Raw genomic sequence first — 25,656 nt, 5'->3', positions numbered from 1 at the left:
ATGCCCGCACGCTTCGATTGCTTTGTCACCGGCACCGATACGGAGATCGGCAAGACGCTCGTCAGCGCGGCGCTGCTGACCAAGCTGGCGGACGCCGGCTACCGTGCCGCGGGCCTCAAGCCGATTGCGGCAGGCACGCTGGCGGGCGCGCCCACGCGCACCAATGAAGACGTCGAGCAACTGCGCGCCGCGGCATCGGTGGATCTGCCGCTCGACACCGTTTGCCCATGGCTGCTCGATGCGCCGATGTCTCCGCATCTGGCTGCCGCGCGCGAAGGCGTGACGATCACGCTGCCGCCGATTCTCGATGCGGTTGCGCACGCCAGGTCGTTGGCGGATGCCGTCGTGGTGGAGGGCGTCGGTGGTTTCCGCGTGCCGCTGTCGGACAACTTTGATACGGCCGAGATGGCCGTGGCGTTGGGCTTGCCGGTGGTGCTGGTTGTGGGCTTGCGCCTGGGCTGCTTGAATCACGCCGCACTCACTGCCGAGGCGATTGCCGCGCGCGGGCTGCATCTGACCGGCTGGGTCGGCAACGTGGTTGACGCGTCCATGGCGGGGCTTGACGACAATGTCGCCACCCTGCGCCGGTGGATCAACGCACCGCATCTGGGCACGATTCCGCGATTGCCGCACGCCGATGCACGGCTCGCCGCGGCCCACGTCGACATCGCGCCGCTACTCGCGCGCCCGGCCGAAACGCGGCGGTAAACTACGCGCTTCACTCAGTGCAACAGGGACGATTGTGATGCGGGCGATGCGTTGGCTGGCGGTAGCGATTGTGGTGGCAGCGACGGCGGGATGTGCGGCCTTGGAGTCCCCCGTCACCAAGGGGCAGCGACTGGTCGGCGCCGACGAGCCCGCCGTGCAGGCGCAGTTCGGGCCGCCGCGCGAAACGTATCCGCTCGATGGCGGCACCCGCTGGCTCTATCCGACCAAACCGTACGGCCAGTTCACCTACGCGGCCGACTTTGATGCCGGCGGCAAGCTCGTCGCTTTCAAGCAAGTCCTGAGCAGTCTCGAATTTGCCCAGGCCAAGATCGGCGTCTGGACCCGCGACGACGTGCTGCGGCATTTCGGCCAGCCGGTCGAGACCGCGTATTTCCCACGCATGGAACGGCTGGTCTGGTCGTACCGCTTCAAGGCGGACGACGTCTGGCCGTCGCTGATGCATTTCTACTTCGACCCCGCTGGCGTCCTGCAACTGACGCAGATCACGCCCGACCCGCTTTACGATCCGGACCGCCCCCGGCTGTTCCGACGCTAGTTGGCCGGCAGTTGAGGTAGCGCAATCCGATTGTGCGCTCAGGGTTCCTCCTGCATTGCGCGCCTTGCGCGGCGACCTAAGCTAGAGAGCAGGGGAGGCAGACGCCGCCGGCGCTTGCCGAGAGCAACCGTCATCAGAACGGACGCGCATTGTTGGGGGTGCATCATGCTGACGCATCGCTGGGTCGACATCGACCCGATCGCAGCGGGTCAACATCCGCTGTACGGCATTGCCGGATGGCTGCCGTGGGTGCTGGCCATTGCCATCGCGGGGCCAACGTGGGTGTTCTGGCAGGGGCTGTCGATGGATGCGCTGCAACTGGCCGGCGCCGACCTGTTTGATGCCAACGCGCCGGGCAGCGGGGCCATCAACCTCACCACGTTGCTGTATCTGATTTCCAGCGTGACGGTGCTGGTGCTGGCCACCACGCACGACAGCGCATTCCGCCCGGCCATGCTCGTGCACATGGCGCTGCTGCCGCCGCTGATTGGTCTAATGCTGATGGCGGGCGGCATTCCAGGGGCACGCTCCACCTTCATCGACGGCGTGGCCGTTGCCGTGGCACTGACGCTGACGTGCGGCGTCTACCTGCAGGCTTCGCGCCGCGTGCACATCACCTTCGAACTACGCGACCGGGCGCCTGGCGAGCATGCCTGGTTCAAGCGTCAGAAACGGGCCGCGGCGGGTTGACGAGCGTGACCATCACGTAGCTCATGATGGTGAGGAGGAACCAGGCGCCCAGCTTGGCGATCGACACCATTTCCCAGCCTTGCAGCTGGTTCGGATAGAGCCACGTGCGCGTGAACGTGCCGATGTTTTCTGCAAGCCAGATGAAGAGGGCGACCAGCGTAAAGCCCAGCAGGAAGGGCATGCGGCGGTGAACGCGATCGATGCGGAAATGGATCCAGCAGCGCCGGAATGCCATCGCAATGAGCGCCATCAGCACGTAGCGCAAGTCCCACCAATAGTGGTGCAGGAAGAAATTCACGTAGATGCCGAGCGAGAGCAGGGCCGTCACCGCCAACGGCGGATGATGCGTGAAGCGCAGGTCAAATTCGCGCCACGCCCGCGCGATATAGCTGCCCACCGAGGCGTACATGAAGCCGGTGAACAGCGGCACGCCGCCAATGCGCAGCACCGACGCCTCGGGGTAAATCCACGAGCCGACGGCCGTCTTGAACACCTCCATGCCCGTACCGGCCACATGGAACATCAAGATCACCTTGGCCTCGTCCCACGTCTCCAGCTTCAGCCACAGCAACGCAATCTGGATGATGACCGCGGCCATCGTCAGGGCGTCGTAACGGGCAATCGGTGCGTCGGCCGGATACCAGAAATGCGTGCCGATCAGCAGGGCGACCATCAGCCCGCCGAACAGGCATGCCCACGCCTGCTTAATCCCGAAGACGACAAACTCATGCAGCCCCGCAGCCAATTGGCCGTGGCGCGCAGCCCAGGCGCCGCTGCGGTCACGCCAATACGTAAAACGGGCCCGCAGGCCCGCTCGCAAGGAGAAAGTTTCCGCCGGCATTCAGTCGATCAGCGCAAAGCGCGGCACCTGCCGGCCGTCGACTTCAACCATCTCGTGGAACATCGTCGATGGGCGTGTCCAGATCGTGCCGTTGGCGGCGCGATAGACCGTCATCTTGATGGCGGGATCGGGTTCGTACGTGGCCTCGCACAGCCATTCGTATTCGCCGCCCTTGTAGTGCCGGTAGCGGCGCGTTGACGTGTCTTGCATGGTGGTTCAGTGTTGCGTGGGCTTGTCTTCTTCGTCGACGTAGGGGACGTGCTTGCCTTCCTGCGTCTGCGCGCCGAGCTTGGCGTCTTCCATGGCGTCCTGGTAAGCCAGCATGGCGGCGGCCACGGCTTCGGGTTCGCCGTTGAAGGAAATCACGCTCTCGCCGCAGTTCGGGCATTCGCCGCCGAAGATGGCGTGGATGCCGGGCATGTCGCGCGGCTCCATCCCTTCGAATTCGGTAAAGGCGGTCTGGCAGGCGCCGCAGACAAGCTTTTCAGGGCGGAGCGCCTCCAGCCGGGCGTGTGCCTGAGAAATGCGGTCGGCCTGTGAGCCGCGTCGTTTGGCTTCGCCCATGATGTTCTTCCTGATTCAGATGATTGGAGGGTGGATCATACCGAACGGCGCGGCACGCCTGCCAGTTCGCGCGGGTCGCTCAGCGTTCGGCCAGAATGTCGGGAAAATCTGTCCGGATGTTATTTGACGTGTCGGCTCGCAACCGTCCATGGCGGCGCTGCCATGGAAGAGATCGCGGCGGATCGGGCTGCAAGGTACAGGCAAGCGGTGGCAGTCGGCAACCATCGCGCACATCTCGGCTGATCGCGGCTGATATAGTGCGGCCCCTTTGACCAGATTCACGGCTTTCACATGTCTACGATTCCTGCCTGCCCAGAATGCGCCTCTGAAAACACCTATCAAGACGGCGAGCTTTATATCTGCCCGGATTGCGCGCACGAATGGAATCCGTCGGCGCAGGAAGATGAAGAAGAGGCAGCGCTGGTCATCAAGGACGCCAACGGCAATCCGCTGAATGCGGGCGACTCCGCAACGCTGGTGAAGGACCTGAAGCTCAAGGGTGGCTCGGGCACGCTCAAGGCGGGCACGAAGATCAAGAGCATCCGGCTGATGGCGGGCGATCATCCGATCGACTGCAAGATCGATGGCGTCAGCTATCTGCTCAAGCCGGAGTTTTTGAAGAAGGCTTAGTGGAGGGCGTTGGATCGAGACCGGCTGAGGCTGGTCGATCTTCTATTTAACATAATGCAAATTATGAGAAATATACAGACGCGCGCTGAGGTGGCGGTGTCACATCACCCGGCCAACCCAGCGGCGCGCATTCGCCATATCACTCGGCCATCGCCGGCACCACCTCAACGCGTTTCGGCACGCCCGTCACGATGGTCGCGACGGCAATGGCCAGCACCACGGCGGCGCCAATGAACACACCGGCCGCGCCGTTCGCGTCGAACACCACGCCGCCGGCTGCCGCGCCGGTGGCAATCGCGAGCTGCACGGCTGCGACGATCAGGCCGCCCGCGCTTTCGGCTTCGTCGGGCACGGTGCGTGTCACCCATGTCGACCAAGCCACCGGCACGCCGCCAAACGCCATGCCCCACAGTGCGATCAGCACAGCATCGATGACGGGCGCGCGGCCCAGCGCCACGAGTGCGATGCCGAGCACCACCATCAGCGCCGGCATTGCGATCAGCATTGGGCGCAGCCGATGTTCCAGCACGCGGCCGGCCAACGATGTGCCGACGAAGTTGGCAATGCCGTAGCCCAGCAGGATTGCCGACAGCCCGTTCACGCCAACGCCCGCCACCTGCTCCAGGAACGGCCGCAGGTACGTAAAGAACGCAAAGTGCCCGGTGAACACGAGGATCGTCGCGAACATCCCGATGCCGACGCTCGGGCGGCGCAGCACGTCGATCAGCGTGCGCAGCCGCGTCGTGCCGCTTGGCGCCATCGATGGCAGCGTCGCGACTTGCGATACGAACGCCAGCACCCCGAGCGCGGCCGCAGCAAGGAACACATTGCGCCAGCCGATCAGGTGGCCGAAGTAGCTGCCCAGCGGCGCGGCGGCAATCGTGGCGACGGCTACGCCGCTGAAGATGATCGACAGCGCCCGCGGCACGAGCGCAGCAGGCACGAGGCGCATTGCGGTGGCGGTGGCCATGGTCCAGAAGCCGCCGAGTGCAATGCCAAGCACCACGCGGCCGATCAGGATCGTTGTCAGGTTGGTCGCAAACGCCACGGCAAGATTGGATGCCACGAGCAGCACCGAAAACGCCAGCAGCACGCGCCGCCGGTCGATGGCGCGCGTGACGGCAGCGGTCAGCAAGCTGGTGACGAGGGCGACCGTTGCGGTGGCCGTGACGGCCTGCCCTGCCACGCCCTCGGTCACGCCGAGGCTTTCCGCCATGGGCGTCAGCAGGCTTGCAGGCAGGAATTCGGCCGTGACGAGCCCGAACACGCCCAGCGCCATCGCGAAGACGGCGCCCCAGGCGGGTTCACGCGGGGCCGCGACTGAGGCGGCCGTAGAGGTTCCGGGATTCATGCGTCGTTCCGTAGAAAGAGTCAGGGAAAGTACCAATAAGGCCGCATGGTAGGGCCCGTCAATCGGACGGTCTATGACATACAATCCGATCTTGTTGATCATTCGTCCGAATAGTTGCGATGCCCACTCCCCTCCCCGACGTGCACGACCTTGTCAGCGAGCTGCTGCTGGGCATGCGGCTGAGCGGTGTCCAGTACCGCCGTATCCACGTGGCGCGGCCCTTCGGGCTCAGCTTTGGCGAGGCGCCGGGGCGTGCGCAATTTCACTTCGTTGGCCGCGGGCCCGTGCTGCTGCGCGACGCGTCGGGCGCAACGATGCAACTCGAAGCCGGCGATGCGGTGTTGCTGCCGCAGGGCACGCCGCATGCGCTGTTGTCTGATCCGGATGCGCCGTGCCGCGAGATCGCCGGCTTTGAAGCCGCGAAGATCTGCGACACGGTGGCGTCGGTGGGTGCCGGTACGGAAGCGGCTCCCGGCGATGCGCTCATTTTCAGCGCGTGCATGGAGCTGGACCTGGGCGGCATGCAGCCCCTTGTCGGCACGATGCCGGAGTTCATGCACGTCGGCACCCTGCTTGCGCGCTACCCGGAAATCCGCCCGATGCTCGACGCGATGGAGCGCGAATCGTGCTCCGAGCGCGCAGGCTTTGCCGGCATCCTGGCGCGGCTGGCGGACGTGGTGGCCGCCTTCATCGTGCGCGGCTGGGTGGAATGCGGCTGCGGCGACGCCACGGGCTGGGTGCAGGCGCTGCGCGAGCCGAAACTCGGTCGCGCGATCGTCGCCCTGCATCGTGACCCGGGCCGCAACTGGAGCGTCGCGGAGCTGGCAGCGCAAGCCGGTGTCTCGCGCTCGGTGTTTGCCGAGCGCTTCCTGGCGGCGACCGGAATGACGCCCGTGCGCTATCTGACCGAGCTGCGGATGCGGCTCGCCGCGCAATGGATCACGCGCGACCGCGAGGCGATCGAAGCCGTCGCGTACCGGCTCGGCTACGGGTCGCTCGCTGCGTTCAGCCGCGCATTCAAGCGGGTGGTTGGGCGGCCGCCGGGTGCCATGCGCGCGGAAGGCGCCGAACTTGACGCGTGATGTTCAGCGCTGGCGATAGTGCTGTGCCGCGTGCCGGATCTCCTTGCTGAATTCCGCGCACACATGCGTCATCAGGTCGGCCGAACGGTAGACCATGTAGACGTTGAAATCCGGCAGCTCATCTTCCATCGGCAAGGTTTCGAGCGAGCCCGGCACCATGCGCAGCGGCCCGCCGGTGCCGCTGAAGACAAATTCCGACCACATGCTGACGACGTCCGTCTTCGTGGCCAGCTGCAGCCCCAGCAGGTTCGACGCGCTTTGCACAATCCGGCGCGGGATGTCGAGGCGATGCAGACGCATCAGGCTGACCATCGGGCTGCCCGGATCCTCCAGCGGGTCGAGCACGAGCCAGTCGGCATCCAGCAGCGGACGCAGCCGGCGCACGCGGCGCAGCGGATGGCCGGGGCGTACCGCCAGGCGCATCGGCACCGAAAACAGCGGCTCCCACTGAAAACTGCCCGTGCCGGGGCCGCTGTTGCTGGAGATCAAGCCGATATCGAGCCGCCCCTCTCGCAGCCCCTCCAGAATCTGCTGCGGACGCTGTTCGAAGCCGCGTAGCGCGACGTTGGGAAACCGCTTGCGCAGCGCCGCCATGGCATCCGGCAGTGGCCCGCTCGACGCCACGGCGGTAAAGCCAATGTTGAGTTCCGCCTCCGCATGGCCGCGAATGGCTTCGATGTCTTCCAGCGCGTGACGCAGTTCCTGTTCGACGACACTCGCGCGCTTGACCAGCGCCATGCCATAGGCGGTCAGGCTCACGCCGCGCACCGAACGCGACAGCAGCGTGACGCCAAGCTCCCTTTCCAGTTCCGCAATCGCCTTCGACAGCGCCGGCTGCGAGATATGCAGCCCGCGAGACGCTTCGTGGATGCTGCCGTGCTGTGCCACGGCCAGCAGGATGCGCAATTGGTGCAGCTTCACGTCGCTCTCCCCATTGTTGGGCGCCATGCCCGGCACTCGGCGTGTCACGCGACGTCGCCCCCAGGATTCGCGGGCTTTCCCCGATAGCGGATGCAGGCCGGTTATGACGGCGATTCTATTTGGTTATCGGGATGAATATTTACGATTTTTTCCGGACAGCGGCTTGGCGGAATACTGCAAGCGCCCAAGGGTTCGCAGAAGCCCTCTCGCCAATCCCCCGGATGGAGATCCACATGAATGACGCCACCCTGCAGACGCCGTTGCCCGCCTCGGTTGCTGCTGCGCCCAAGCCTGTCGGTCAGGCACGGTTGATCGCCGCATGCTCGATCGGCAATGCGCTGGAGATGTACGACTTCACGGTCTACAGCTTCTTCGCGCTGATGATCGGCAAGCTGTTCTTTCCGTCCGACAGCGCGTATGGCTCGCTGCTGCTGGCGGTGGCGACGTTCGGCATCGGCTTTGTGATGCGCCCGCTGGGCGGTTTCGTGATCGGCAACTACGCAGACCGCCACGGGCGCAAGGCCGCGATGACGCTGACGATCGGGCTGATGGTCATCGGCACGCTGTGCCTGGCGGTAGCGCCCACGTACGCCACCGCAGGCCTGTTCGGCCCGGTGGTCATTCTGGCCGGGCGGTTGCTGCAGGGCTTTTCGCTGGGCGGCGAAATCGGTGCGTCGACCGCGATGCTGATGGAGTCCGGCGGCGTCCGTGGGCGCGGGTTTCGCGTGAGCTGGCAATTGGGCAGCCAGGGCATTGCGGCGCTGTGCGGCGCGCTGACTGCGGCCATTCTGTACGGCGGCCTGTCGCCAGAAGCGCTGCAGAGCTGGGGCTGGCGCGTGCCGTTCTTCCTCGGCTTGCTGATCGCGCCGGTGGGCCTCTATATCCGCTCGCACCTGGATGAAACGCACACCGCCGAGGCGCATGCGCCGAGCCCGCTCGGCACCCTGTTCCGCGACCATGGCGGGCTTGTCGTCAAAGGCGTGCTGACGATCATCGGCGGGACGGTCGGCACATACCTGGTGATCTATTTCATGCCGACCTACATGATCCGCGAGCTGCATCTGCCGCCTTCGCTGTCGCTGCTCGCTGGTTGCGTGACGGGGCTGACGAGCTTTGGCGCGTCGCTCCTTTCCGGTTGGCTGGCCGACCGCCTGCCGCGCCGCAAGCCGCTGGTGGTGGGCGCAACGCTGGTCACCGTGGCGGCGCTGTATCCGGCCTTCTGGATGATGACGCATTACCCGAGCGTGCCGCTGGTGCTGGTGCTGTCGGCGCTGCTGACCGGCACGCTGTACCTGGGCACCACGCCGATGCTGCTCATGATGATGGAGCTGCTGCCCATCAAGGTGCGCGCCAGCGGCCTGTCGGTCATCTACGCGATCGGCGTCACGGTGTTTGGCGGTTCGTGCCAGTTTGTCGTGACGTGGCTGCTGGCCCGCACCGGCAATCCGCTCTCCCCTGCCTTTTACATGATGGCGTGCAGCGCCATCACGCTGCTGACGGTGCTGAGCCTGCGCGAAGCGCGCGACACCCACTGACACCGGATTCCCATCTCCAACGTCCAACCCCGGAGCCCCGACATGACGAAAGCCCCCACGCTCACGCCGTTCCAACTGCTGCCGCATCTGCTGCCGCCCGTTCATATCGATGCAGAAACGTTCGTCAACATCCGCCGCCAGATCCACGCGCAGCCTGAACTCGGTTTCGAGGTGGGCGCCACAAGCACGTTGGTGGCCGATCTGCTCAAGAGCTGGGGGTACGAGGTCCACACCGGCATCGGCAAGAGCGGCGTCGTGGGGCAGCTGAAACTCGGCAACGGCACGCGCCGCCTTGGCATTCGCGCCGACATGGACGCCCTGCCCATCGTGGAAGCGACCGGCCTGCCCTACGCCAGCCGCAACCACGGCAAGATGCACGCGTGCGGCCACGACGGGCACACCGCCATCCTGCTCGCCGCGGCCAAGGCACTGGCCGAGAGCCGCGACTTTGACGGCACGCTGAACCTCATCTTCCAGCCCGATGAAGAAAACCTGTGCGGTGCGCGCGCCATGATCGAAGACGGCCTCTTCGAGCGCTTCCCCTGCGATGCCGTCTATGCCCTGCACAACATGCCGGGCGTGCCGGCCGGCAGCTTCCGCGTGCTGCCGGGGCCGGTGAGCCTGTCTTCCGATGTGGCCGACGTCACCATCAAGGGCATGGGCGGACACGGCGCGATGCCGCATCGCGCGCGGGATCCGATTGCCGCATCGGCCGCCATCATCACCGCGTTGCAGACCGTGGTCGCACGCAACGTCGCGCCCGACGACACGGCGGTGGTGTCGGTCGGATTCATTCGCGGCGGGGCCACGCACAACGTGATTCCCGAATCGGTGACGATCGGACTGAATGTGCGTGCGGCGCGGCCCGAGACGCGTGCGCTGGTGGAAATGCGCATTCGCGAGATCGTCAGCCTCACTGCACAGGCCCATGGCGTCGAGGCGCAGATCGACTATCGTCAATTGACGCCGCCCATGGTCAACACCGAGGCCGAGACGCAACTGGCGCAGCAGGTCTGCACCGAACTGGTGGGCGCGGCCAACGTCGTCACGCAGGCGCCCAAAGGGCTCAACGGCAGCGAAGACTTTGCCTGGATGCTCAATGAAGTGCCGGGCTGCTACCTGATCCTTGGCAATGGCGAAGGCGAATTCGGCGGCTGCATGGTGCACAACCCCGGCTACGACTTCAACGACCAGGTGTTGCCGTTGGGCGCCGCCGCCTGGGTGCGTCTGGCGCAGACGTACCTGACCGCGTGAAGTGAACTTCGAGTCAAGCGATGCAAGCGAATCCTAGCCACGCTGCAATACCTGCGGCCGCCAACGAAGAGATCGTGCAATGGAGCGCGATCGAACTGTCCCGGCGCATCCACGCGCGCGATGTGTCGTGCGTGGAAGTCATGGAAGCGTTCCTTGCGCAGATCGATCGTCATAACCCGACGGTGAACGCGGTCGTGGCCCGCATCGATGCCGAATCGGCCATCGACCAGGCACGCGAGCGCGATGTGCTGCTCTCGCAGGGCTTGTCCGGCGGCTGGATGCACGGCTTTCCGCAGGCGCCCAAGGATCTTGCGGCCACCGCAGGCATGGTGACGGCGATGGGCAGTCTCGCCATGGCGCGCAATGTGCCGACGCATGACAGCATCGTCGTCGAGCGCATTCGCCGGCAGGGCACCGTGCTGATCGGCAAGACCAATACGCCGGAGTTCGGGCTCGGTTCGCATACTTACAACCGCGTGTACGGCACGACGCGCAACGCCTGGAACCCCGAGCGCTCGGCCGGCGGCAGCAGCGGTGGCACGGCCGCCGCGCTGGCGCTGAACATGCTGCCCGTGGCCGACGGCAGCGACATGATGGGCTCGCTGCGCAACCCCGCGGCCTGGAACAACATCTACGGCCTGCGTCCGAGCCTCGGTCGCGTGCCGTACGGCCCCACCGGCGACGTGTTCTTTCAGCAACTCGGCACCGAAGGCCCGATGGCGCGCAATCCGCACGACCTTGCCTGGTTGCTCGCCACGCAGGCCGGCTACGACCCGCGTGCGCCGCTGTCGCTGAGCGACGATCCGGCGTGCTTCATGCAGCCGCTGCACCGTGACTTCCGGCAAGCCCGCATAGGCTGGTTGGGCGATTTCGGTGGCTACCTTGCCATCGACGCCGAAGTGCTGGCCGTCAACGAGCATGCGCTCGACACGTTCGACACGCTGGGCTGCCATGTCGAGACCGTGCGGCCCTTCTTCGCCATGGACGCGCTATGGGAGTGCTGGTGCACGCTGCGCGCGCTGAGCGTGTCCGGCAACCTCGGCCTGCTGTACGCCAACGCCGCCACGCGCGATCTGCTCAAGCCCGAAGCGATCTGGGAAATCGAGCACGGACGCAGCCGCACCGCCATCGACATCAACCGTGCCATCGCCACGCGTGCGAGCTGGTACCAGGCGCTGCTGCGGCAGTTTGCGCACTACGATTTCCTTGTCCTGCCCTGCACGCAGGTTGCGCCCTTCCCTGCCGAAGAACACTGGCCCAGGACCGTCGCAGGCCGCGCGATGGACACGTATCACCGCTGGATGGAAGTCGTGATTGGCGCCACGCTGGCGGGCGTGCCGGCCGCGAGCCTGCCGTCCGGCTTGACCGCCGACGGCTTGCCGCTGGGCCTGCAGGTGATTGCGCCGCCCCGGTCGGAATTTGCCCTGCTGCAGCTTGCAGCCGCGTGGCACGAAGCGTTTGCGCCGGCGCGTGCAGCCCCGCCGCTATTGCCGCTATTGGGCTGAGCGATGCAGACGTGCCGTGTTTTCGCGGCACGCGCATAGCCAATCCCACACCGCGCGCACGGCAGCGTCTTCAAGCCGCGTAGATGGCGCCACCGCCCAGAAGGCATAGCGCTGAATGACGGGCGCTGCAAAAGGCTGGACGAGCGTGCCCGCCTCCAGCGCATCGCGCACCAGCGGCAGGTTCGCCAGGATCACGCCCTGCCCGGCCATTGCCGCCGACATGGCATGCCCGTCGTCGGACAGCACAATGCCCGCGTCCGTCTTCAGCGTGTGCTCGATACCCGCCGCGCGCGCCCACATCGGCCAGCCGATCGCCTGCGGCAGCGTGCGCTGCCATTCGGAGTGGATGAGCGGCACGCGCGTCAGATCGTCGTGCGACTGCACTTTCAGGCCCGGGTGGCAGACGGGCGCATAGGCGTCGCCAAAGAGCCGTTCGGTGACGAGCCCATTCCCCATGGCCGGCGTATCGCCATACCGCACGGCAAGGTCTGCGCTGCCGCCATGCAAATCGACCACGGTGTCGGACGCATGAATGCGCAGATCCACCTCCGGATGCTGCGTCGTAAATTCGCCTAGCCGCGGCACCAGCCAGCGCGCCGCAAGCCCCATCGGTGCCGTGAGCGTCACGCGCTGACGCCCCGGTTGTGCCTGCGTGCCGCGAATGGCATCGATGGCCTGCGCAAACGCGTCAAAGCCGGTATTGAGCACCGGGTACAGCTGCTCGCCGGCAGCCGACAGGCGCAGCGCGCGCACGTGGCGCTCGAACAGCACCACGCCGAGCGCATCTTCCAGGCGGCGAATCTGATGGCTGACGGCCGTGGGCGTGACCGACAGCTCGTCGGCAGCGCGCTTCATGCTGAGGTGGCGCGCGGTGGCTTCAAAGGCCCGCAGCGCGCTCAGGGGTGGCAGTTTTCGCATGCGCGGGATTGTGTCATGGTCGGATTTCCCGCGTGGACGGCATGGATGAATCCATGTCAGCCATCGCGCGCAAAACATGTCGTTTGTCGCAGTGCAGCGCGGTTCGTAGAGTGGGCACACCTCCACTCATCAACGATTCAACATGACTCGTCTGCTACATCTTGATTCCAGCGCCCGGCCGGGCAGCTCGGAGACTTCGCGCCATGGCTCGCACACGCGCCGGCTCTCCGCGCGCTTCGTGCAGCGCTGGCTTGAGCATGAGCCCGACGCGCAGGTCGTCTATCGCGACATCGGGGCCGAACCGCCAGCCCCCGTGGATGGCCGCTGGGTCCATGCCGCGTTCACGCCGCCCGCGCAGCGCGAACCGTGGATGCACGACCGGCTTGCGCAAAGCGATGCACTGATCGACGAATTGCTGGCCGCCGACGTGATCGTGGCCGGCGTGCCGATGTACAACTTCGGCATGCCCGCGCAATTCAAGGCGTACATCGACAACATCGTGCGCGTGGGCCGCACATTCGGTTTCGACCGCAGCCGCTCCGGCGAGCCCTATTGGCCGCTGCTCGCCGGCATGAACAAGCGCCTCGTCATCCTCAGCGCGCGCGGCGATTTCGGTTACGGCCCCGGCCAGCGCATTGCGCACCTGAACCACGTCGAGGCCGGCGTCGCCACGGCATTCGGCTACATCGGCATCACCGATGTGGCATCCGTCGCCGTCGAATACGACGAGTTTGCCGACGAGCGGTTACGCGCGTCCATCGCATCGGCAGAAAACGACGTCGATGCACTGGTCGCGCGGATGGCGGCCGCCGTGGAAGCGGCTTAGTCGATCAGCCGCCCGTCCGGCTCGAAGAACGGATGCGGGCCATCGAATTGCCCCACGTAGGCGAGGTGGCTCACCAGGCCCTGCCCCGGCACCCACGCGTGCACCTTGTAGGCGGGCGGTTCCATGACGAAGCCGGGCTCGCCGTCCGGGTCGAGATCCAGCGCCACCTGATGCGCCGGCGACGGACAAGTCGAGGCCACCGTCCCGGCAAACCGCACGTCAATGGAGCGATGCAGATGGCCGCAGATGATGCGCTCGACGTTGCCGGCGGCACGCACGATCTGCGCGAAAGCCGGGATGTCTTCGGGGGCGAGCGATTGCACGTCCATGTGGCCGATGCCCGTGGCAAACGGCGGGTGATGCATCGCGATGACGGTCGGGCGTTGCGTTTCATGCGCCAGCGCCTCGGCCAGCCAATCCAGACGCTGCACGCCCAGGCGACCGCCCGGATGGCCGGTGTCGAGCGTGTCGATCGCGATCAGGCGAACGTCGCCAATGTCGGTCCAGTACTGGAAAGCGCGTGTGTCTTGCGCATCGGCCGGAATGGGCGCGAGCCAATCGGCAAAGGCTTCGCGCGCGGCGTCGCGGCCGTCGTGGTTGCCGAGCACCGGCAGCATGCGGATACCAGCCGCATCGAGCGGCGCCAGCACCGCGCGCAGGTGCGCATATTCCTCGGGCGCGCCGGCGTCGACCAGGTCGCCGGTCAGGACGATGGCGTCCGGTTTCTCCGGCTGCGCCAGGATATGGGCCACGCAGCGCGCCAAATACGCCGCCGAATCCACGCGCCGATAAGCCAGTCGCCTCGGGCGCTTGATATGAAGATCAGTCAGTTGCAGGAAGTGCATCGGCATCAGGCTTGCAAGGTCAGGAGGCGGTCTGCCGGGATATCGAAGCCGACCGCATGGCCCGGCGCAAAGTGCTGGCGACCGGGCACATCGATAAAGAGCGGCGTGGAGGAGACGCCCGCCACGCGCACGCGGGTGCGGAAGCCCAGAAACACCGCCGATTCGACCGTGCCCTTGAGCGCCGCCTGGGCCGGGTCTGCCAGCACGGCATCTTCGGGGCGGAAGAAGATGGCATTGCCGTCGCCGTCCGGCACGCGCACGCGACCGCCCGCGCAGACGAATGCGCCGTCCTCGCGAGTGCCGTCGAGCCGGTTCATGATGCCGATGAAGTCTGCCACGTGCCGGTTGGCCGGCTGGAAGTAGATTTCGCGCGGGGTGCCGATCTGCGCAATGCGGCCGGCTTTCATGACGACGATGCGATCGGCCAGGGCCATCGCTTCTTCCTGGTCGTGCGTCACGTAAATCGTCGTGATGCCGAGACCGCGCAGCAGGCGGTCCATCTCGGCGCGCACGGATTCGCGCAGCTTGGCGTCGAGCGCCGTGAGCGGTTCGTCGAGCAGCAGCACGCGAGGTTCGGGTGCCAGCGCGCGCGCCAGGGCCACGCGTTGGCGCTGCCCCCCGGAAAGCTGCGCCACACCGCGATCCGCATAGGGCGTGAGGTGCATCATCTCCAGCAGCGTGTTTGCCCGGGCGCTGATCTGCGTGTCGGACAAGCCGTTCTGCCGGCGCTGGATGCGCAGGCCGTATTCCACATTGCCCCGCACGCTCAGGTTGGGGAACAGCGCGTAGTTCTGGAACACCATGCCGACGCGGCGACGCTCGATCGGGCGTGCGGTGACGTCTTCGTCGCCAAAGTGCACGGTGCCGCCGGCATCCGGCGCCTCCAGCCCCGCAACGATGCGCAGCGTGGTGGTCTTGCCGCAGCCCGAGGGGCCGAGCAGCACGACGGTCTCGCCGGCGGCGATGTCGAGGTCCATCGACTCCAGCACGCGTTGGCCGCCAAAGTGTTTGCCACAGCCACGCAGCCGGATCGGCACGGGCGCGAGATGTAGAGGTTCGGTACTCATCGGGAAGCCTTTCCGTTGTTCACCCGCAGGCCGCCAAAGCGCTGCATCAGCACCAGCAGCGGCACGATCATGACGAAGAAGATCAGCGTGTAGGCGCTGGCGATTTCCAGACGCATCGACGCATAGGTATCGGCCAGGCCGACCGGCAGGGTCTTGGTTTCGGGCGTGTGCAGCATCCAGGTGAGGTTGAACTCGCCCACCGAGAGCGTCACCACCGTCAGCGCGCCGGCCAGGATGCCGGGCTGGACGTTGGGCAGCACAATCGTGCGAAAACGCTGCCAGAACGACGCGCCCAGGCTGGCGGCGCCCTCTTCCAGCGTCTTCAGGTTCTGGCCTGCCGCCACGGCTGCGACCGAGCGCACCATGAACGGCAGCGTGAACACCACGTGCCCGACGACGATGAACCAGAGGCTCTCGCGAAAGCCGCCAAAACCGCCGTAGGCCACGATCAAGCCTAGCGCCGTCGCCAGGCCCGGCAGCGCCACGGGCAGCGTCAGGAATTCTTCGATCAGGCGGCTCGCACGGCTCTGACGCCGCGCCAGTACATAGCCCGCCGGCACGCCGGCCGCGAGCACAATCACCAGCGTGCACAGCGCCACCAGCAGCGACATCCAGATCGACCCGTGATACATGTCCCACACCTGGGCGACCCAATCCAGCGTCCAGCCGCTCTTGAAACCGCGGATGTAGTTGCGCGTCAGGCCCACGGCCATCGACAGCACGACCGGCACGATCAGGAACAGGCACAGCAGCAGCGTGATGAGCCACTGCGAAAGAGAAAGCATGCGTTTCATGCTGCCGCCTCGCCAGGGTTGTCGTTCATCGCTCTGCATTGGTGTCGGCGGCCGGCAGCATTCGCGGACGCGCGCATCCCCGCTGCGCGGGGCCCCTGCTTGCTGCTCATGCTGCCGCCCCCGTCGGGCTACCGCTCGCCGTACGCGCAATTGCCAGCACCAGCCACGTCACCACGCCCAGCACCACCGACAGCGCCGCCGCCATCGCAATGCCGGCGTTGAGCGTGAACTCGGTATAGATCGTCATCGGCAAGACGTCGATATCGGTGGCGAGCGTGAAGGCGGTGCCGAATGCGCCCATCGACGTGGCAAAGCAGATCGCACCGGAGGCGATCAGCGCTGGCGCCAGCCCCGGCACCAGCACATCGCGCGTCACCTGCCACGACGATGCGCCCAGCGAGCGCGCCGCTTCTTCCAGTGAACGATCGAGCTTTTCCGCCGCCGCCATCACCGTCAGCACCACGCGCGGGATCGAGAAATACAGGTAGCCGAGAAACAGCCCGCCGATGGAATAGGCGAAGACCCATTTCTCGCCGACGAGCTTGTGCGTGACGTCGCCCAGCAGGCCCTGGCGCCCGGCCAGCAGGATCACCATGAAGCCGACCACCACGCCGGGAAACGCCAGCGGAAACGTCAGCATGGCGGTAATCATCCGCTTGCCCGGCACGTTGTGACGCACGAGGAACAGCCCGGCGATGGTCGAGAGGATGAGCGTTGCCAGCGTGACTGCCGCCGACAGCACCACCGTCGAAAACAGGCTACCCAGATAGCGCGACGTGGTAAGCGCCGCCGTGTACGTGGCGACCAGCCCTTCGCTGCCGCTCACACGCAGCAACGCCGCCATCGGCAGCAGCCAGAACGCGCAGAACAGCGCGACGGCCGGTGCCAGCAACGCCACCCGCCACCGAGCGGGCAACACCGCATCGTCGGGCAAGGTGGATCGGGTGACGGTGCTCATGCTCAGCGGACCTCGTTCAGGTAGCGCGCGCCAAACGCCTGCTGGCCGGCTGCCATCTTGTTGAAGTCGACCGTCTTGGCGCGGGCGTATTCGCTGGCCGGCAGGAAGCGCGAGGCGGCCTCCTTGCTCATCGCATTGGCGCGCACGGGGCGCAGGTAGGCGTTGGCCCACAGCGTCTGGCCTTCGTCCGACAGCACGAAATCCAGCACCTTCTTGGCGTTGTCGGTGTGCGGCGCACCGGCGGTCAGGCTCATCACGTACGGCACGGCAATCGTGCCTTCCTGCGGAATCACGAATTCCACATTTGCGTGGTCCTTGTACTTGGCGCGGTAGGCGTTGAAGTCGTAGTCGAGCAGGATGGGGATCTCGCCGGCCACGACGCGCGCGTAGGCGGTCTGCTTCGGCACGATCGGCGCGTTCTTCTTCAACTGCTTGAACCATTCGACGGCGGGGCTGAAGTCGTCAAGCGTGCCGCCCAGGGCCTGGTTGACCGCCACGGCGCCCACGTAGCCGACGAAGGCGCTGCTCGGGTCCAGGTAGCCGACCATGCCCTTGTATTCGGGCTTGAGCAGGTCTTTCCAGGAGCGCGGCACGGGCTTGCCTTCCAGCGCATCCTTGTTGACGAAAAAGCCCAGCGTGCCGGAGTGGATCGAGAAGAACGCACCGTCCGGGTCTTTCATGCCGGCCGGAATGTCTTCCCAATGCTTGGGCTTGTAGTTGGCGACCAGGCCCTTTTCCTTGGCCTGATACGCAGACGTGATGCCCAGGTAGGCCACGTCAGCCACGGGGTGCGACTTCTCGGCCAGCATCTGCGCGATGGCCTGGCCGGAGTTCTTGTTGTCGAACGGCACGGTAATGCCGGTCTTGTCCTTGATGGCCTTGATCTGGCTGGCCCAGTCGGCCCATTCGGGCGGGCAGTTGTAGCAGATGGCGACTTGCTGGCCGGCCGGCTGTGCCTGCACTGGCGCAGCCACGGCGAACGCGCCGGCAGCCACGAGGCCGCACACGCGCAGCCATTGAACGAGACGTTTCATCGAGACGCTCCTTGCGTATCAGACGTGAGGGAAGAAACAACGGAGAGAGACGCTTCAGCCGGCGCACGGGCCAGCGTGCCGCCCGCCAGCAGGCGGTGCGGCAACGTAATCGAGGGCACCACCTCGCCGGCGATGCGGCGGGCCAGTGCGGTGGCCGCGTCGGCGCCGATCCGGCGATGCGGCTGGGCCACGGTGGCCAGCGTCGGCGAAAGCCACTGCCCCATCGCGAGGCCATCGAAGCCGACCACGCTCACGTCTTCAGGCACGCGCAGGCCCATCTCGCGCAGCGAGCGGATAGTGAGCAAGGCAAGGCGGTCGTTGCTGCAGAAAATGGCGGTCGGGCGTGGCGGCGCCAGCAGGCGGGCCAGCTCGGCCGGCAGCATGGCGTCGGCATTGAAATCAATTTCGACGGGCGGCTGCGGTGCAATGCCGGCTGCTTCCAGCGCTTCTCGGTAGCCGTCGTGGCGCAGCGCCGCGCGGTCCGACGCCGCCAGCGTGCCCGTCAGCATGCGGATTTGGCGGTGGCCCTGCGCGAGCAACGCGCGAATGGCGTCGCGTGCGGCGGCGCGGTTGTCGACGGTCACGCAGCAGCGGGCGGGAATGCGCGCCTGGCCGACCGTGTCGTTGTAGACCAGCACATAAGGCACGTGCTCGGCGTCCAGGCGATCGAGGTGCGGGTTGGCAGCGGCATCGGCTACGGTCAGGATCAGGCCATCGACACGTTGCTCGAGCATGGTCTCGATGGCGCGGGCTTCACGCTCGCGGTCGTAGGCGGTGGTCATGAGCATCACGCGCTGGCCCGTGATGGACGCGGCTTCCTCGATGCCCTGCATGCATTCGGCAAACACCGGGTTGGCCAGTGACGGCAGCACCACGCCCAACAGGCCCGTGCGCTCGGCGCGCAGTTGGCGGCCGAGCGCATTCGGTCGATAGTGCAGCGCGTCCATGGCGGCCTGCACCCGGGCCAGCGTCGAGGCACTCACCCGCTCCGGCGTGTTGACTGCCCGCGACACGGTGGCAATCGAAATGCCGGCATGTGTCGCGACATCCTTGATGCTGCTGCCCACTGCGCGCCCCTTGGAATTTGTAAACGTTTACATCCTAGGTGGCCGCGGTGACTGTTTCATGACAATCGATGCTGCGGTGCAGCCATCGTCGCAACGCAGCATCGCCAGTGTTGCGCATGCCAAAGTTACAAAGCTCGCATATGCTTCTTACGAACATGGGCAAGCGGCGTGCGTCATTGCACGCGCCGCGGCATGGCCCAGTTGCTGCTGTGCTGTCCTCGCTGCCTGCTCTGGAGACCCCATGCGCGTATCGCCCGTTCTTGATGTGCCGACCACCGCCCTGCCCGCGCTGATGCAGCACTACGGCGTGGTGCGAGCGCAATCGCTGGCCCTGGCTGCGCCGCTGTCCGACGCCGACGCCACCGTCCAGTCCATGGACGACGCCAGCCCCGCCAAATGGCATCTCGCCCATACGACGTGGTTCTTTGAAGAATTCATCCTCGGCCCCAACGTGCCGGGCTATCGCTCGCCCGATGCGCGCTACCGGTACCTGTTCAATTCGTACTACGAAACGGTTGGTGCGCGGCATCCGCGCCCGCGTCGCGGCATGCTCACGCGCCCGACCCTCGACGAGGTGCGCGCCTATCGCGCCCATGTCGATGCGGCCATGCAGCGCTTGCTGGCCGGCGGCGTATCGGACGATCTTGCCCGCCTGGTGACCCTCGGCCTGCACCACGAACAGCAGCACCAGGAGTTGCTGCTGACCGATCTTCTCCACCTGTTTGCGCAGAATCCGCTGTGCCCGGCCTATGCCGAAGCGCCTGCAGCACGCGTGCATGCGGCCCCGGCGCAACCGGGTTGGGTCAGTTTCCAGGGCGGTGCCGTGCAGATCGGCAAAACCGAGACAGGAGCCGACACCGATTTCATGTTCGACTGCGAAGGCCCGCGCCACACCGTCTGGCTGGAGCCCTATGCGTTGGCCACGCACCCTGTCACCAACCGTGAATGGCTCGCCTTCATGCAGGACGGCGGCTATCGGCAGCCAACGCTGTGGCTGTCCGACGGCTGGGCGTGGGTGCAGCGCGAAGCCATTGATGCCCCGCTCTACTGGCGCGCCGGCATGGACGAGGCCGAGGGGTGGCAGCAGATGTCGCTGCAGGGCCTGCAGCCGGTGGATCTGGACGCGCCGGTCACGCACGTCAGCTTTTACGAGGCCGATGCCTACGCCCGCTGGGCCGGCGCCCGCCTGCCGACGGAAGCCGAATGGGAGCACGCCGCCGAGGGCCTGCCCGTGCAAGGCAACTTCGCCGGCCGGGGCGCGCTACGCCCGCTGCCTGACCATGGCATCGCCGAGGCCGGCAGCCTGCGTCAATTGTTCGGTGATGTGTGGGAATGGACTGCCAGCCCTTATGGCCCCTATCCGGGCTTCGAGCCGGCCGAAGGCGCCGTGGGCGAATACAACGGCAAGTTCATGTGCAGCCAGATGGTGCTGCGCGGCGGATCGTGCGTGTCGCCCGAGGGGCATCTGCGGGCGACGTATCGCAACTTCTTCTATCCGCACCAACGGTGGCAGTTCACTGGAGTGCGGCTGGCGCGGCGGGCGTGACGCGCATCACGCCCGGCACCGGCGCTGACGACGTGCCGGGCCGTTCGGGCTGCGTCTAGCGGTTGCTGTCAAACAGCATGTTGGTCGGCGTGCCGATCGTATCCTGCCCGGCCGGGCTAGGCGCCGCCGCATCGCGCTTGGCGGGCGGCATCGGCGTCGGCACATCCGGCGCTGCAGGCTTGGCAGGCTGCGAGACTGCGGCCGCAGGCGCCGGTGCTGCAGCAGGCTTGCCGGATTGCTCCGCCAGCTTGCGCCGGCGCGATTCCAGCCCCGCAGCAATCTCATCCTGGTGATACCGCTTGGCGAAGTCGATCACGTCCATCTTCTGCTGGTTGCGCAGGTTCATGTCGGCGCCCTCGTCCAGCAGCAGCTTGACGGTCGTGATGTGCCCGCCCATGGCCGCCATCATCAGCGGCGTGGTCGCGTTGGGGCTTTCGGCATCGATATAGGCCGCGTGGTCGAGCAGGTATTTGACGATGTCGTCATACCCGTTGGTGGCGGCGTAATGCAGCGCGGTCCAGCCGGTCTTGTTGACCTCCACGTCGTACGTTTCCACCATCAGCTTCACCATGGGCAGCAGGCCCTGGTAGGCAGCCATCATCAACGCGTTTTCGCCAGCGGCGTTGGTGCGCTCGAAATCGATGTTCTTGGCGCGGATGAGCGCCTCGGCCACCTCGATGTTCTTCTCCTTGAGCGCATCCACCAGCAGCGGTGTGCCATCGCGGGTCTTCAGGTTCGGGTCGACGCCCTGCGCGACATATTTCTGCACCAGCGCCGGACGGTTGTATTCGACGGCGTTGCGCAGATCGTCCTGCGGCGTGGCGAGTGCGACACCCGACAACGCCATCGTCAACGCACCAGCGAGGGCGATTTTGTTCATTGCTTGCTTCAAGTTATCGCGGTATCGCATTGAATAGATTGAAGAAATTCTCGGTGGTAACGCCGGCAATCCGGTCCAGCGGTTCGCCGCGCAGCGTTGCCAGAAATTCGCCCACGTGGCGCACGTACGCCGGCTCGTTCGTCTTGCCGCGGAACGGTACCGGCGCCAGGTAAGGCGAGTCGGTCTCGATCAGCATGCGGTCCAGCGGCACCTTCTTGGCGGTTTCCTGCAGGTCCACGGCATTCTTGAACGTCACGATGCCCGAGAACGAGATATAGAAACCGAGGTCCAGCGCGGCCTTGGCCACGTCCCAGGTCTCTGTAAAGCAGTGCATGACACCGCGCGCGGCCTCGGCGCCTTCCTCGCGCATGATCGCCAGCGTGTCGTCGGCCGACGAGCGCGTGTGGATCACCAGCGGCTTGCCGGTCTGCTTCGACGCGCGAATGTGTGTACGAAAGCGATCGCGCTGCCACTCCATGTCGGCCACGGTGCGGTCGCCTAGGCGGTAGTAGTCGAGCCCGGTTTCACCGATGCCGACCACGCGCGGATGATCGGCCAGCGTCAGCAGACGCTCGAGCGTGGGCTCTTCAATGGACCGGCCGTCTTCAACGTCCGCCTCGGCATCGGGATGCACGCCCACGGTGGCGTACACGTTCGGCTCCTGCTCGGCGATCTCCAGCACGCTCGGGAAGTCTTCCAGCGTGACGGAAATGCACAGCGCGTGGGTGACGCGGTTCTCGCGCATGCGCGTCAGCAGCTCAGGCAGGCGCGCGCGCAAGTCAGGGAAATTGATGTGGCAGTGGGAATCGACAAACATCGAATAATCAGAAAGTTACGGCGCAAACTTCGTGCGCCGTATCAGGTAAAAATCAGAGGGTTTGTGTGGGCCGCTGCGAGTTGATCTGCTTGCCCAGCACTTCTTCGATCACACGGCGCAGCACGCGGCACTGCTCATCTTCGCCAAGATGTACGCCAATGCCCGGCGTCTTGGCCGGCGTGCCTACGGGCGTGATCCAGGCCACCTTGCCGGCCACCTGATACTTCTGCGGGCGGTCCAGCAGCGAGAGCACGAGGAAGACCTCCTCGCCGATCCGGTAAGGGCGCTGCGTCGGTACGAAAATGCCGCCGTTCTTGAGGAACGGCATATACGCGGCATGCAGGCCGGCTTCATCCTTGATGGCCAGCGAGACGATGCCCGGACGGGTCGGTGCGCCCGGGGCCGTGCCGGCTGCAGCGGGTGTGCCAGGGGTGACGGGAGTGCCGGGCGTACGAAGAGGTGCAGTGCTCACAGGGTGTCCACAAAGTGCAAACGTTCAGGTGCAGGTTCGGATTCAGGCAGCGGGAAACAGCTGCCGGTAATCCATCAACAGGCTTTCGATGACAAGCCGCGCGGCAAGCGGATGCTGCTCGGTGCGGCGCCGCTCCGGCAAGGCACGCGCAAAACGTTCCAGGCGATCCAGCGGGATGGTATTTGCGCAACGTTGCAGCGCATCGCGTTGCCCCGGGAAATAACGCGGACGCCCCGCCAGTCTTGCCGCCATCAGGTCAAAGACCCACCGGTGCATGGTACTGAGAACGGCAGGCACCGACAATTTCTGTAAATGATCTGCCGTGGCGAGTGCGTCCAGCTTTGCGCCCTGGCCCAGTTGTTCGAGCAGGAATTGCAGCAGCGGGCGGTCTTCGGATTCGGCGGCGACCAGCGCGGCCAGCGGCGCATTGCCGAACTCGGCCAGCAGATTTTGCGCATGCGGCACGCCTTGCTGCTCCAGCCACTGGCGCGCCGCCTCGGGCTGGGGCGGCTGCAGCGGAAACTGCCTGCAGCGCGACAGGATGGTCGGCAGGATGCGGTCGATGCAATCCGTCACCAGCAGGAAGATGGTGTTCTGGGGCGGCTCTTCCAGCGTCTTGAGCAGTGCGTTGGCGCCTTCGGTCTGCAACGCGTAGAGCGGATACAGCACGACCACCCGCAACCCGGCGCGGTGCGTGCCGACCCCCACCCCTTCGATGAGGTTGCGGACCTGCTCCATGCGGATGATCTTGCTGGGCGCCTTCTTCTTGCCGTCGGCGTCCTTCTCTGTCTCGGGCGCGTCTTCCATTGCTTCAGGACGCACGAGATGGAAATCCGGATGGTTGCCCTGCGCAAACCAGTTGCACGCCGCGCACGTGCCGCACGGCTGGCCGTCGGCCGCCGGCGTATCGCACAGCAGGCTTTGCGCGAAATGCATGGCGAAATCGCGCTTGCCGGTACCAGCCTGGCCGTTGAGCAGAATCGCATGCGGCAACTTGGCCCGCATTGCTTGCAGACGAGACCAGTCAGCGGATTGCCAGGGATAAAGCATCATGAATCAATGGGTTACGTTAGATTGTTGATGCAGAAACTCGCCGTGAAACCATTATTTCCGTATCCGAAATTGCCCGCAGAATCAGAGTGTTGCAAGCACATTCTCTAAGTCTTTCTGGATATCGGTGCGCTCGCGGTTGGCGTTGATCACGACAAATCGATCCGGCTCCGCCGCTGCGCGGCGCAGGTATTCGGCACGCGTGCGCAGGAAAAACTGCGCGGACTCGGCTTCGAACTTGTCCGGCGTACGGGCATCGGCCAGGCGTGCAGCGGCAATTTCGGGCGCGAGGTCGAAGAGGATGGTCTTGGTCGGCTGCAAGCCCCGCTGCACCCAGTGCTCCAGCACCTCCAGCCGGTCGATCGCCAAGCCCCTGCCCCCGCCCTGATAGGCGAACGTGGCATCGGTGAAGCGGTCGGAGATGACCCAATCGCCGGCGTCCAGGGCCGGCTGAATCACTTCGGCAATGTGCTCGCGGCGGCCGGCAAACATCAGCAGCGCTTCGGTTTCCAGGTGCATGCGCTCGTGCAGCAGCAGTTCGCGCAGCCGCTCGCCCAGCGGCGTGCCGCCCGGCTCCCGGGTGACGACAACCTTTTTGCCCAGGGGCGCGAGTTTCGCCTGCAGTTGCTGTGCAAACCACGCCAGGTGCGTGCTCTTGCCTGCCCCGTCGATCCCTTCGAATGTGATGAACTTGCCGGTCATGGTTGGCCGCGCTGATATTTGTTGACGGCCCGGTTGTGGTCCGTCAGGTTGGTCGAAAACTGGCTGCTGCCGTCGCCGCGGGCCACGAAATACAGCGCGTCGGACGACGCCGGGTTCAGCGCCGCCTGCAGCGACGCCATGCCCGGCAGCGCGATCGGCGTGGGTGGCAGGCCGGTCCGCGTGTAGGTGTTGTACGGCGTGTCCGTCTGCAGGTCGCGCTTGCGCAAATTGCCGTCAAAGCCGGCACCGAGGCCGTAGATGACCGTCGGGTCGGTCTGCAGGAGCATGTTCTTGCGCAGGCGGTTGACGAACACGGCGGCGATCATCGGGCGCTCCAGCTTCTGGCCGGTCTCCTTTTCGATGATCGAAGCCATGGTCAGCGCCTCGTACGGCGTCTTGTATGGCAGATCCTGCGAGCGCTTGGCCCAGGCATCGTTCAGGCGCTTCTGCATGGCCTGGTAGGCGTGGCGATACAGCTCCACATCGCTGCTGCCGCGCGCAAAGAGGTAGGTGTCGGGAAAGAACAGGCCTTCGGGGTTGGCCTCCGGCGCGCCGATCTTGCGCATCAGGTCTGCATCCGACATGCCCGCCGTGTCGTGCTTGAGCGCAGGCTCGGCGTCGACCACTGCCCGCATCTGCCGCATCGACCAGCCCTCGATGACCGTGACGACGTAATGCGTGACGTCGCCGCGCGCCATCTTGTCCAGGATGGACATGGGCGTCGCGCCGGTTTCCAGCGCATATCCGCCGGCTTTCAGGCTCTTGGCGTTGCCCGTGGCGCGCGCCAGCAGCGAAAACAACTGCGGCTGCACGCCGACACCGGCATTGGCCAACTGCTTGCCCACCGAGATCACGCTCGAGTTCGGTTTGATCACCACCTCCAGCGGCGACGCCGCCAGGCTCACCGGTTGCTGGGCCCACCACACCACGCCGCCTGCCGCTGCCAGCACAATCAGGATGGCCAGCAGGACCAGGCGCTTGAGAAAAGAGAGCATTCTGTTGCGAATCTGTGTGAGGAACCGGCCGACACCGGCGATTTCCGC

General features: G+C 65.8%; 28 protein-coding genes. 10 read left to right on the top strand and 18 right to left on the bottom strand.

Annotated features, from left to right (window positions below; genetic code table 11):
- The 3 genes from bioD to N511_RS0123340 all read left to right on the top strand — a co-directional run bounded on the left by bioD (nucleotide 1) and on the right by N511_RS0123340 (nucleotide 1,954).
- Nucleotides 1-708, top strand: a complete 708-nt coding sequence (gene bioD / locus N511_RS0123350; RefSeq protein WP_027681465.1) for a dethiobiotin synthase — start codon at nucleotides 1-3, stop codon at nucleotides 706-708.
- A gap of 37 nt (nucleotides 709-745) precedes the next feature.
- Nucleotides 746-1,264: a hypothetical protein gene (locus tag N511_RS0123345; protein ID WP_027681464.1), complete on the top strand. Its 519-nt coding sequence runs from the start codon at nucleotides 746-748 to the stop codon at nucleotides 1,262-1,264.
- A 165-nt stretch (nucleotides 1,265-1,429) separates the two neighbouring features.
- Nucleotides 1,430-1,954, top strand: a complete 525-nt coding sequence (locus tag N511_RS0123340; protein ID WP_027681463.1) for a hypothetical protein — start codon at nucleotides 1,430-1,432, stop codon at nucleotides 1,952-1,954.
- On the opposite strand, the gene N511_RS0123335 is transcribed toward N511_RS0123340, so the two are convergent.
- From N511_RS0123335 to N511_RS0123325, 3 genes are read right to left on the bottom strand one after another with little or no spacing between them, the layout of a single operon-like run.
- Nucleotides 1,923-2,795, bottom strand: coding sequence for a DUF817 domain-containing protein (locus N511_RS0123335; protein ID WP_027681462.1), 873 nt, complete (start codon nucleotides 2,793-2,795; stop codon nucleotides 1,923-1,925). The genes N511_RS0123340 and N511_RS0123335 overlap by 32 nt on opposite strands.
- Complete coding sequence (locus N511_RS0123330) at nucleotides 2,796-3,005, bottom strand: DUF1653 domain-containing protein (protein ID WP_027681461.1); 210 nt, start codon at nucleotides 3,003-3,005, stop codon at nucleotides 2,796-2,798.
- A 6-nt stretch (nucleotides 3,006-3,011) separates the two neighbouring features.
- The gene (locus N511_RS0123325; protein WP_027681460.1) at nucleotides 3,012-3,359 is read right to left on the bottom strand and encodes a hypothetical protein; all 348 of its coding nucleotides are present in this window, start codon (nucleotides 3,357-3,359) and stop codon (nucleotides 3,012-3,014) included.
- A gap of 291 nt (nucleotides 3,360-3,650) precedes the next feature.
- Here N511_RS0123325 and N511_RS0123320 point away from each other — a divergent pair, with 291 nt between their 5' ends.
- Complete coding sequence (locus N511_RS0123320; protein ID WP_027681459.1) at nucleotides 3,651-3,989, top strand: zinc ribbon domain-containing protein YjdM; 339 nt, start codon at nucleotides 3,651-3,653, stop codon at nucleotides 3,987-3,989.
- 139 nt (nucleotides 3,990-4,128) lie between these two features.
- On the opposite strand, the gene N511_RS0123315 is transcribed toward N511_RS0123320, so the two are convergent.
- Nucleotides 4,129-5,340 carry an MFS transporter gene (locus N511_RS0123315; RefSeq protein WP_027681458.1) on the bottom strand — a complete coding sequence of 404 codons (1,212 nt, stop codon included), beginning with the start codon at nucleotides 5,338-5,340 and terminating at the stop codon, nucleotides 4,129-4,131.
- 119 nt (nucleotides 5,341-5,459) lie between these two features.
- On the opposite strand from N511_RS0123315, the gene N511_RS0123310 reads away from it, so the two are divergent.
- Nucleotides 5,460-6,422 carry an AraC family transcriptional regulator gene (locus tag N511_RS0123310; protein WP_027681457.1) on the top strand — a complete coding sequence of 321 codons (963 nt, stop codon included), beginning with the start codon at nucleotides 5,460-5,462 and terminating at the stop codon, nucleotides 6,420-6,422.
- Between the two features lie 3 nt (nucleotides 6,423-6,425).
- Here N511_RS0123310 and N511_RS0123305 read toward each other — a convergent pair whose 3' ends face one another.
- A complete protein-coding gene (locus N511_RS0123305) occupies nucleotides 6,426-7,343 on the bottom strand; it encodes a LysR family transcriptional regulator (RefSeq protein WP_027681456.1) in 918 nt (305 codons plus the stop codon).
- A gap of 233 nt (nucleotides 7,344-7,576) precedes the next feature.
- On the opposite strand from N511_RS0123305, the gene N511_RS0123300 reads away from it, so the two are divergent.
- Genes N511_RS0123300 through N511_RS0123290 form a run of 3 tightly spaced genes read left to right on the top strand, consistent with a single transcriptional unit; the run spans nucleotide 7,577 to nucleotide 11,637 of the window.
- Complete coding sequence (locus N511_RS0123300) at nucleotides 7,577-8,878, top strand: MFS transporter (protein ID WP_027681455.1); 1,302 nt, start codon at nucleotides 7,577-7,579, stop codon at nucleotides 8,876-8,878.
- 42 nt (nucleotides 8,879-8,920) lie between these two features.
- Nucleotides 8,921-10,132 carry a M20 aminoacylase family protein gene (locus N511_RS0123295; RefSeq protein ID WP_027681454.1) on the top strand — a complete coding sequence of 404 codons (1,212 nt, stop codon included), beginning with the start codon at nucleotides 8,921-8,923 and terminating at the stop codon, nucleotides 10,130-10,132.
- A 20-nt stretch (nucleotides 10,133-10,152) separates the two neighbouring features.
- Nucleotides 10,153-11,637: an amidase gene (locus N511_RS0123290; protein ID WP_027681453.1), complete on the top strand. Its 1,485-nt coding sequence runs from the start codon at nucleotides 10,153-10,155 to the stop codon at nucleotides 11,635-11,637.
- Here the strand turns inward: N511_RS0123290 and N511_RS0123285 are convergent.
- On the bottom strand, nucleotides 11,626-12,555 hold the full coding sequence (locus N511_RS0123285) for a LysR substrate-binding domain-containing protein (RefSeq protein ID WP_081785424.1): 930 nt from the start codon (nucleotides 12,553-12,555) through the stop codon (nucleotides 11,626-11,628). The two genes, N511_RS0123290 and N511_RS0123285, sit on opposite strands and share 12 nt — an antisense overlap.
- Nucleotides 12,556-12,697: 142 nt before the next feature.
- On the opposite strand from N511_RS0123285, the gene N511_RS0123280 reads away from it, so the two are divergent.
- Nucleotides 12,698-13,381 carry an FMN-dependent NADH-azoreductase gene (locus N511_RS0123280; RefSeq protein WP_027681451.1) on the top strand — a complete coding sequence of 228 codons (684 nt, stop codon included), beginning with the start codon at nucleotides 12,698-12,700 and terminating at the stop codon, nucleotides 13,379-13,381.
- Here the strand turns inward: N511_RS0123280 and N511_RS0123275 are convergent.
- From N511_RS0123275 to N511_RS0123250, 6 genes are all read right to left on the bottom strand, one after another.
- Entirely contained in the window at nucleotides 13,378-14,226 is an 849-nt protein-coding gene (locus N511_RS0123275; RefSeq protein ID WP_027681450.1) for a phosphodiesterase, read from the bottom strand. The genes N511_RS0123280 and N511_RS0123275 overlap by 4 nt on opposite strands.
- Nucleotides 14,227-14,231: 5 nt before the next feature.
- Nucleotides 14,232-15,293: an ABC transporter ATP-binding protein gene (locus N511_RS0123270; protein WP_027681449.1), complete on the bottom strand. Its 1,062-nt coding sequence runs from the start codon at nucleotides 15,291-15,293 to the stop codon at nucleotides 14,232-14,234.
- The gene (locus N511_RS0123265) at nucleotides 15,290-16,087 is read right to left on the bottom strand and encodes an ABC transporter permease (RefSeq protein ID WP_027681448.1); all 798 of its coding nucleotides are present in this window, start codon (nucleotides 16,085-16,087) and stop codon (nucleotides 15,290-15,292) included. Before N511_RS0123265 ends, N511_RS0123270 begins: the two co-directional genes overlap by 4 nt.
- Before the next feature lie 106 nt (nucleotides 16,088-16,193).
- Nucleotides 16,194-17,045 carry an ABC transporter permease gene (locus tag N511_RS0123260; RefSeq protein WP_037027218.1) on the bottom strand — a complete coding sequence of 284 codons (852 nt, stop codon included), beginning with the start codon at nucleotides 17,043-17,045 and terminating at the stop codon, nucleotides 16,194-16,196.
- Between the two features lie 2 nt (nucleotides 17,046-17,047).
- On the bottom strand, nucleotides 17,048-18,079 hold the full coding sequence (locus tag N511_RS0123255) for an ABC transporter substrate-binding protein (protein WP_027681446.1): 1,032 nt from the start codon (nucleotides 18,077-18,079) through the stop codon (nucleotides 17,048-17,050).
- Nucleotides 18,076-19,146, bottom strand: coding sequence for a LacI family DNA-binding transcriptional regulator (locus N511_RS0123250; protein WP_027681445.1), 1,071 nt, complete (start codon nucleotides 19,144-19,146; stop codon nucleotides 18,076-18,078). Before N511_RS0123250 ends, N511_RS0123255 begins: the two co-directional genes overlap by 4 nt.
- A 241-nt stretch (nucleotides 19,147-19,387) precedes the next feature.
- On the opposite strand from N511_RS0123250, the gene egtB reads away from it, so the two are divergent.
- Nucleotides 19,388-20,692, top strand: a complete 1,305-nt coding sequence (egtB, locus tag N511_RS0123245) for an ergothioneine biosynthesis protein EgtB (protein ID WP_027681444.1) — start codon at nucleotides 19,388-19,390, stop codon at nucleotides 20,690-20,692.
- A 55-nt stretch (nucleotides 20,693-20,747) separates the two neighbouring features.
- Here egtB and N511_RS0123240 read toward each other — a convergent pair whose 3' ends face one another.
- The 6 genes from N511_RS0123240 to mltG form a co-directional block, all read right to left on the bottom strand.
- The gene (locus N511_RS0123240; RefSeq protein WP_027681443.1) at nucleotides 20,748-21,602 is read right to left on the bottom strand and encodes an ankyrin repeat domain-containing protein; all 855 of its coding nucleotides are present in this window, start codon (nucleotides 21,600-21,602) and stop codon (nucleotides 20,748-20,750) included.
- Entirely contained in the window at nucleotides 21,586-22,389 is an 804-nt protein-coding gene (locus N511_RS0123235; protein ID WP_027681442.1) for a TatD family hydrolase, read from the bottom strand. The genes N511_RS0123240 and N511_RS0123235 overlap by 17 nt, the downstream gene beginning before the upstream one ends.
- A 52-nt stretch (nucleotides 22,390-22,441) precedes the next feature.
- A complete protein-coding gene (locus N511_RS0123230) occupies nucleotides 22,442-22,861 on the bottom strand; it encodes a PilZ domain-containing protein (RefSeq protein WP_027681441.1) in 420 nt (139 codons plus the stop codon).
- Between the two features lie 42 nt (nucleotides 22,862-22,903).
- Entirely contained in the window at nucleotides 22,904-23,914 is a 1,011-nt protein-coding gene (locus N511_RS0123225; protein ID WP_027681440.1) for a DNA polymerase III subunit delta', read from the bottom strand.
- A gap of 81 nt (nucleotides 23,915-23,995) precedes the next feature.
- On the bottom strand, nucleotides 23,996-24,613 hold the full coding sequence (gene tmk / locus N511_RS0123220) for a dTMP kinase (RefSeq protein ID WP_027681439.1): 618 nt from the start codon (nucleotides 24,611-24,613) through the stop codon (nucleotides 23,996-23,998).
- On the bottom strand, nucleotides 24,610-25,608 hold the full coding sequence (gene mltG / locus N511_RS0123215; RefSeq protein WP_027681438.1) for an endolytic transglycosylase MltG: 999 nt from the start codon (nucleotides 25,606-25,608) through the stop codon (nucleotides 24,610-24,612). The genes tmk and mltG overlap by 4 nt, the downstream gene beginning before the upstream one ends.
- Between the last annotated feature and the right edge of the window lie 48 nt (nucleotides 25,609-25,656).

The sequence above is a fragment of the Ralstonia sp. UNC404CL21Col genome, assembly GCF_000620465.1.
Classification (GTDB): domain Bacteria; phylum Pseudomonadota; class Gammaproteobacteria; order Burkholderiales; family Burkholderiaceae; genus Ralstonia; species Ralstonia flatus.
The sequence above is the reverse complement of the archived record's forward strand: the minus strand, read 5'-3'. Positions and strand labels throughout refer to the sequence as shown.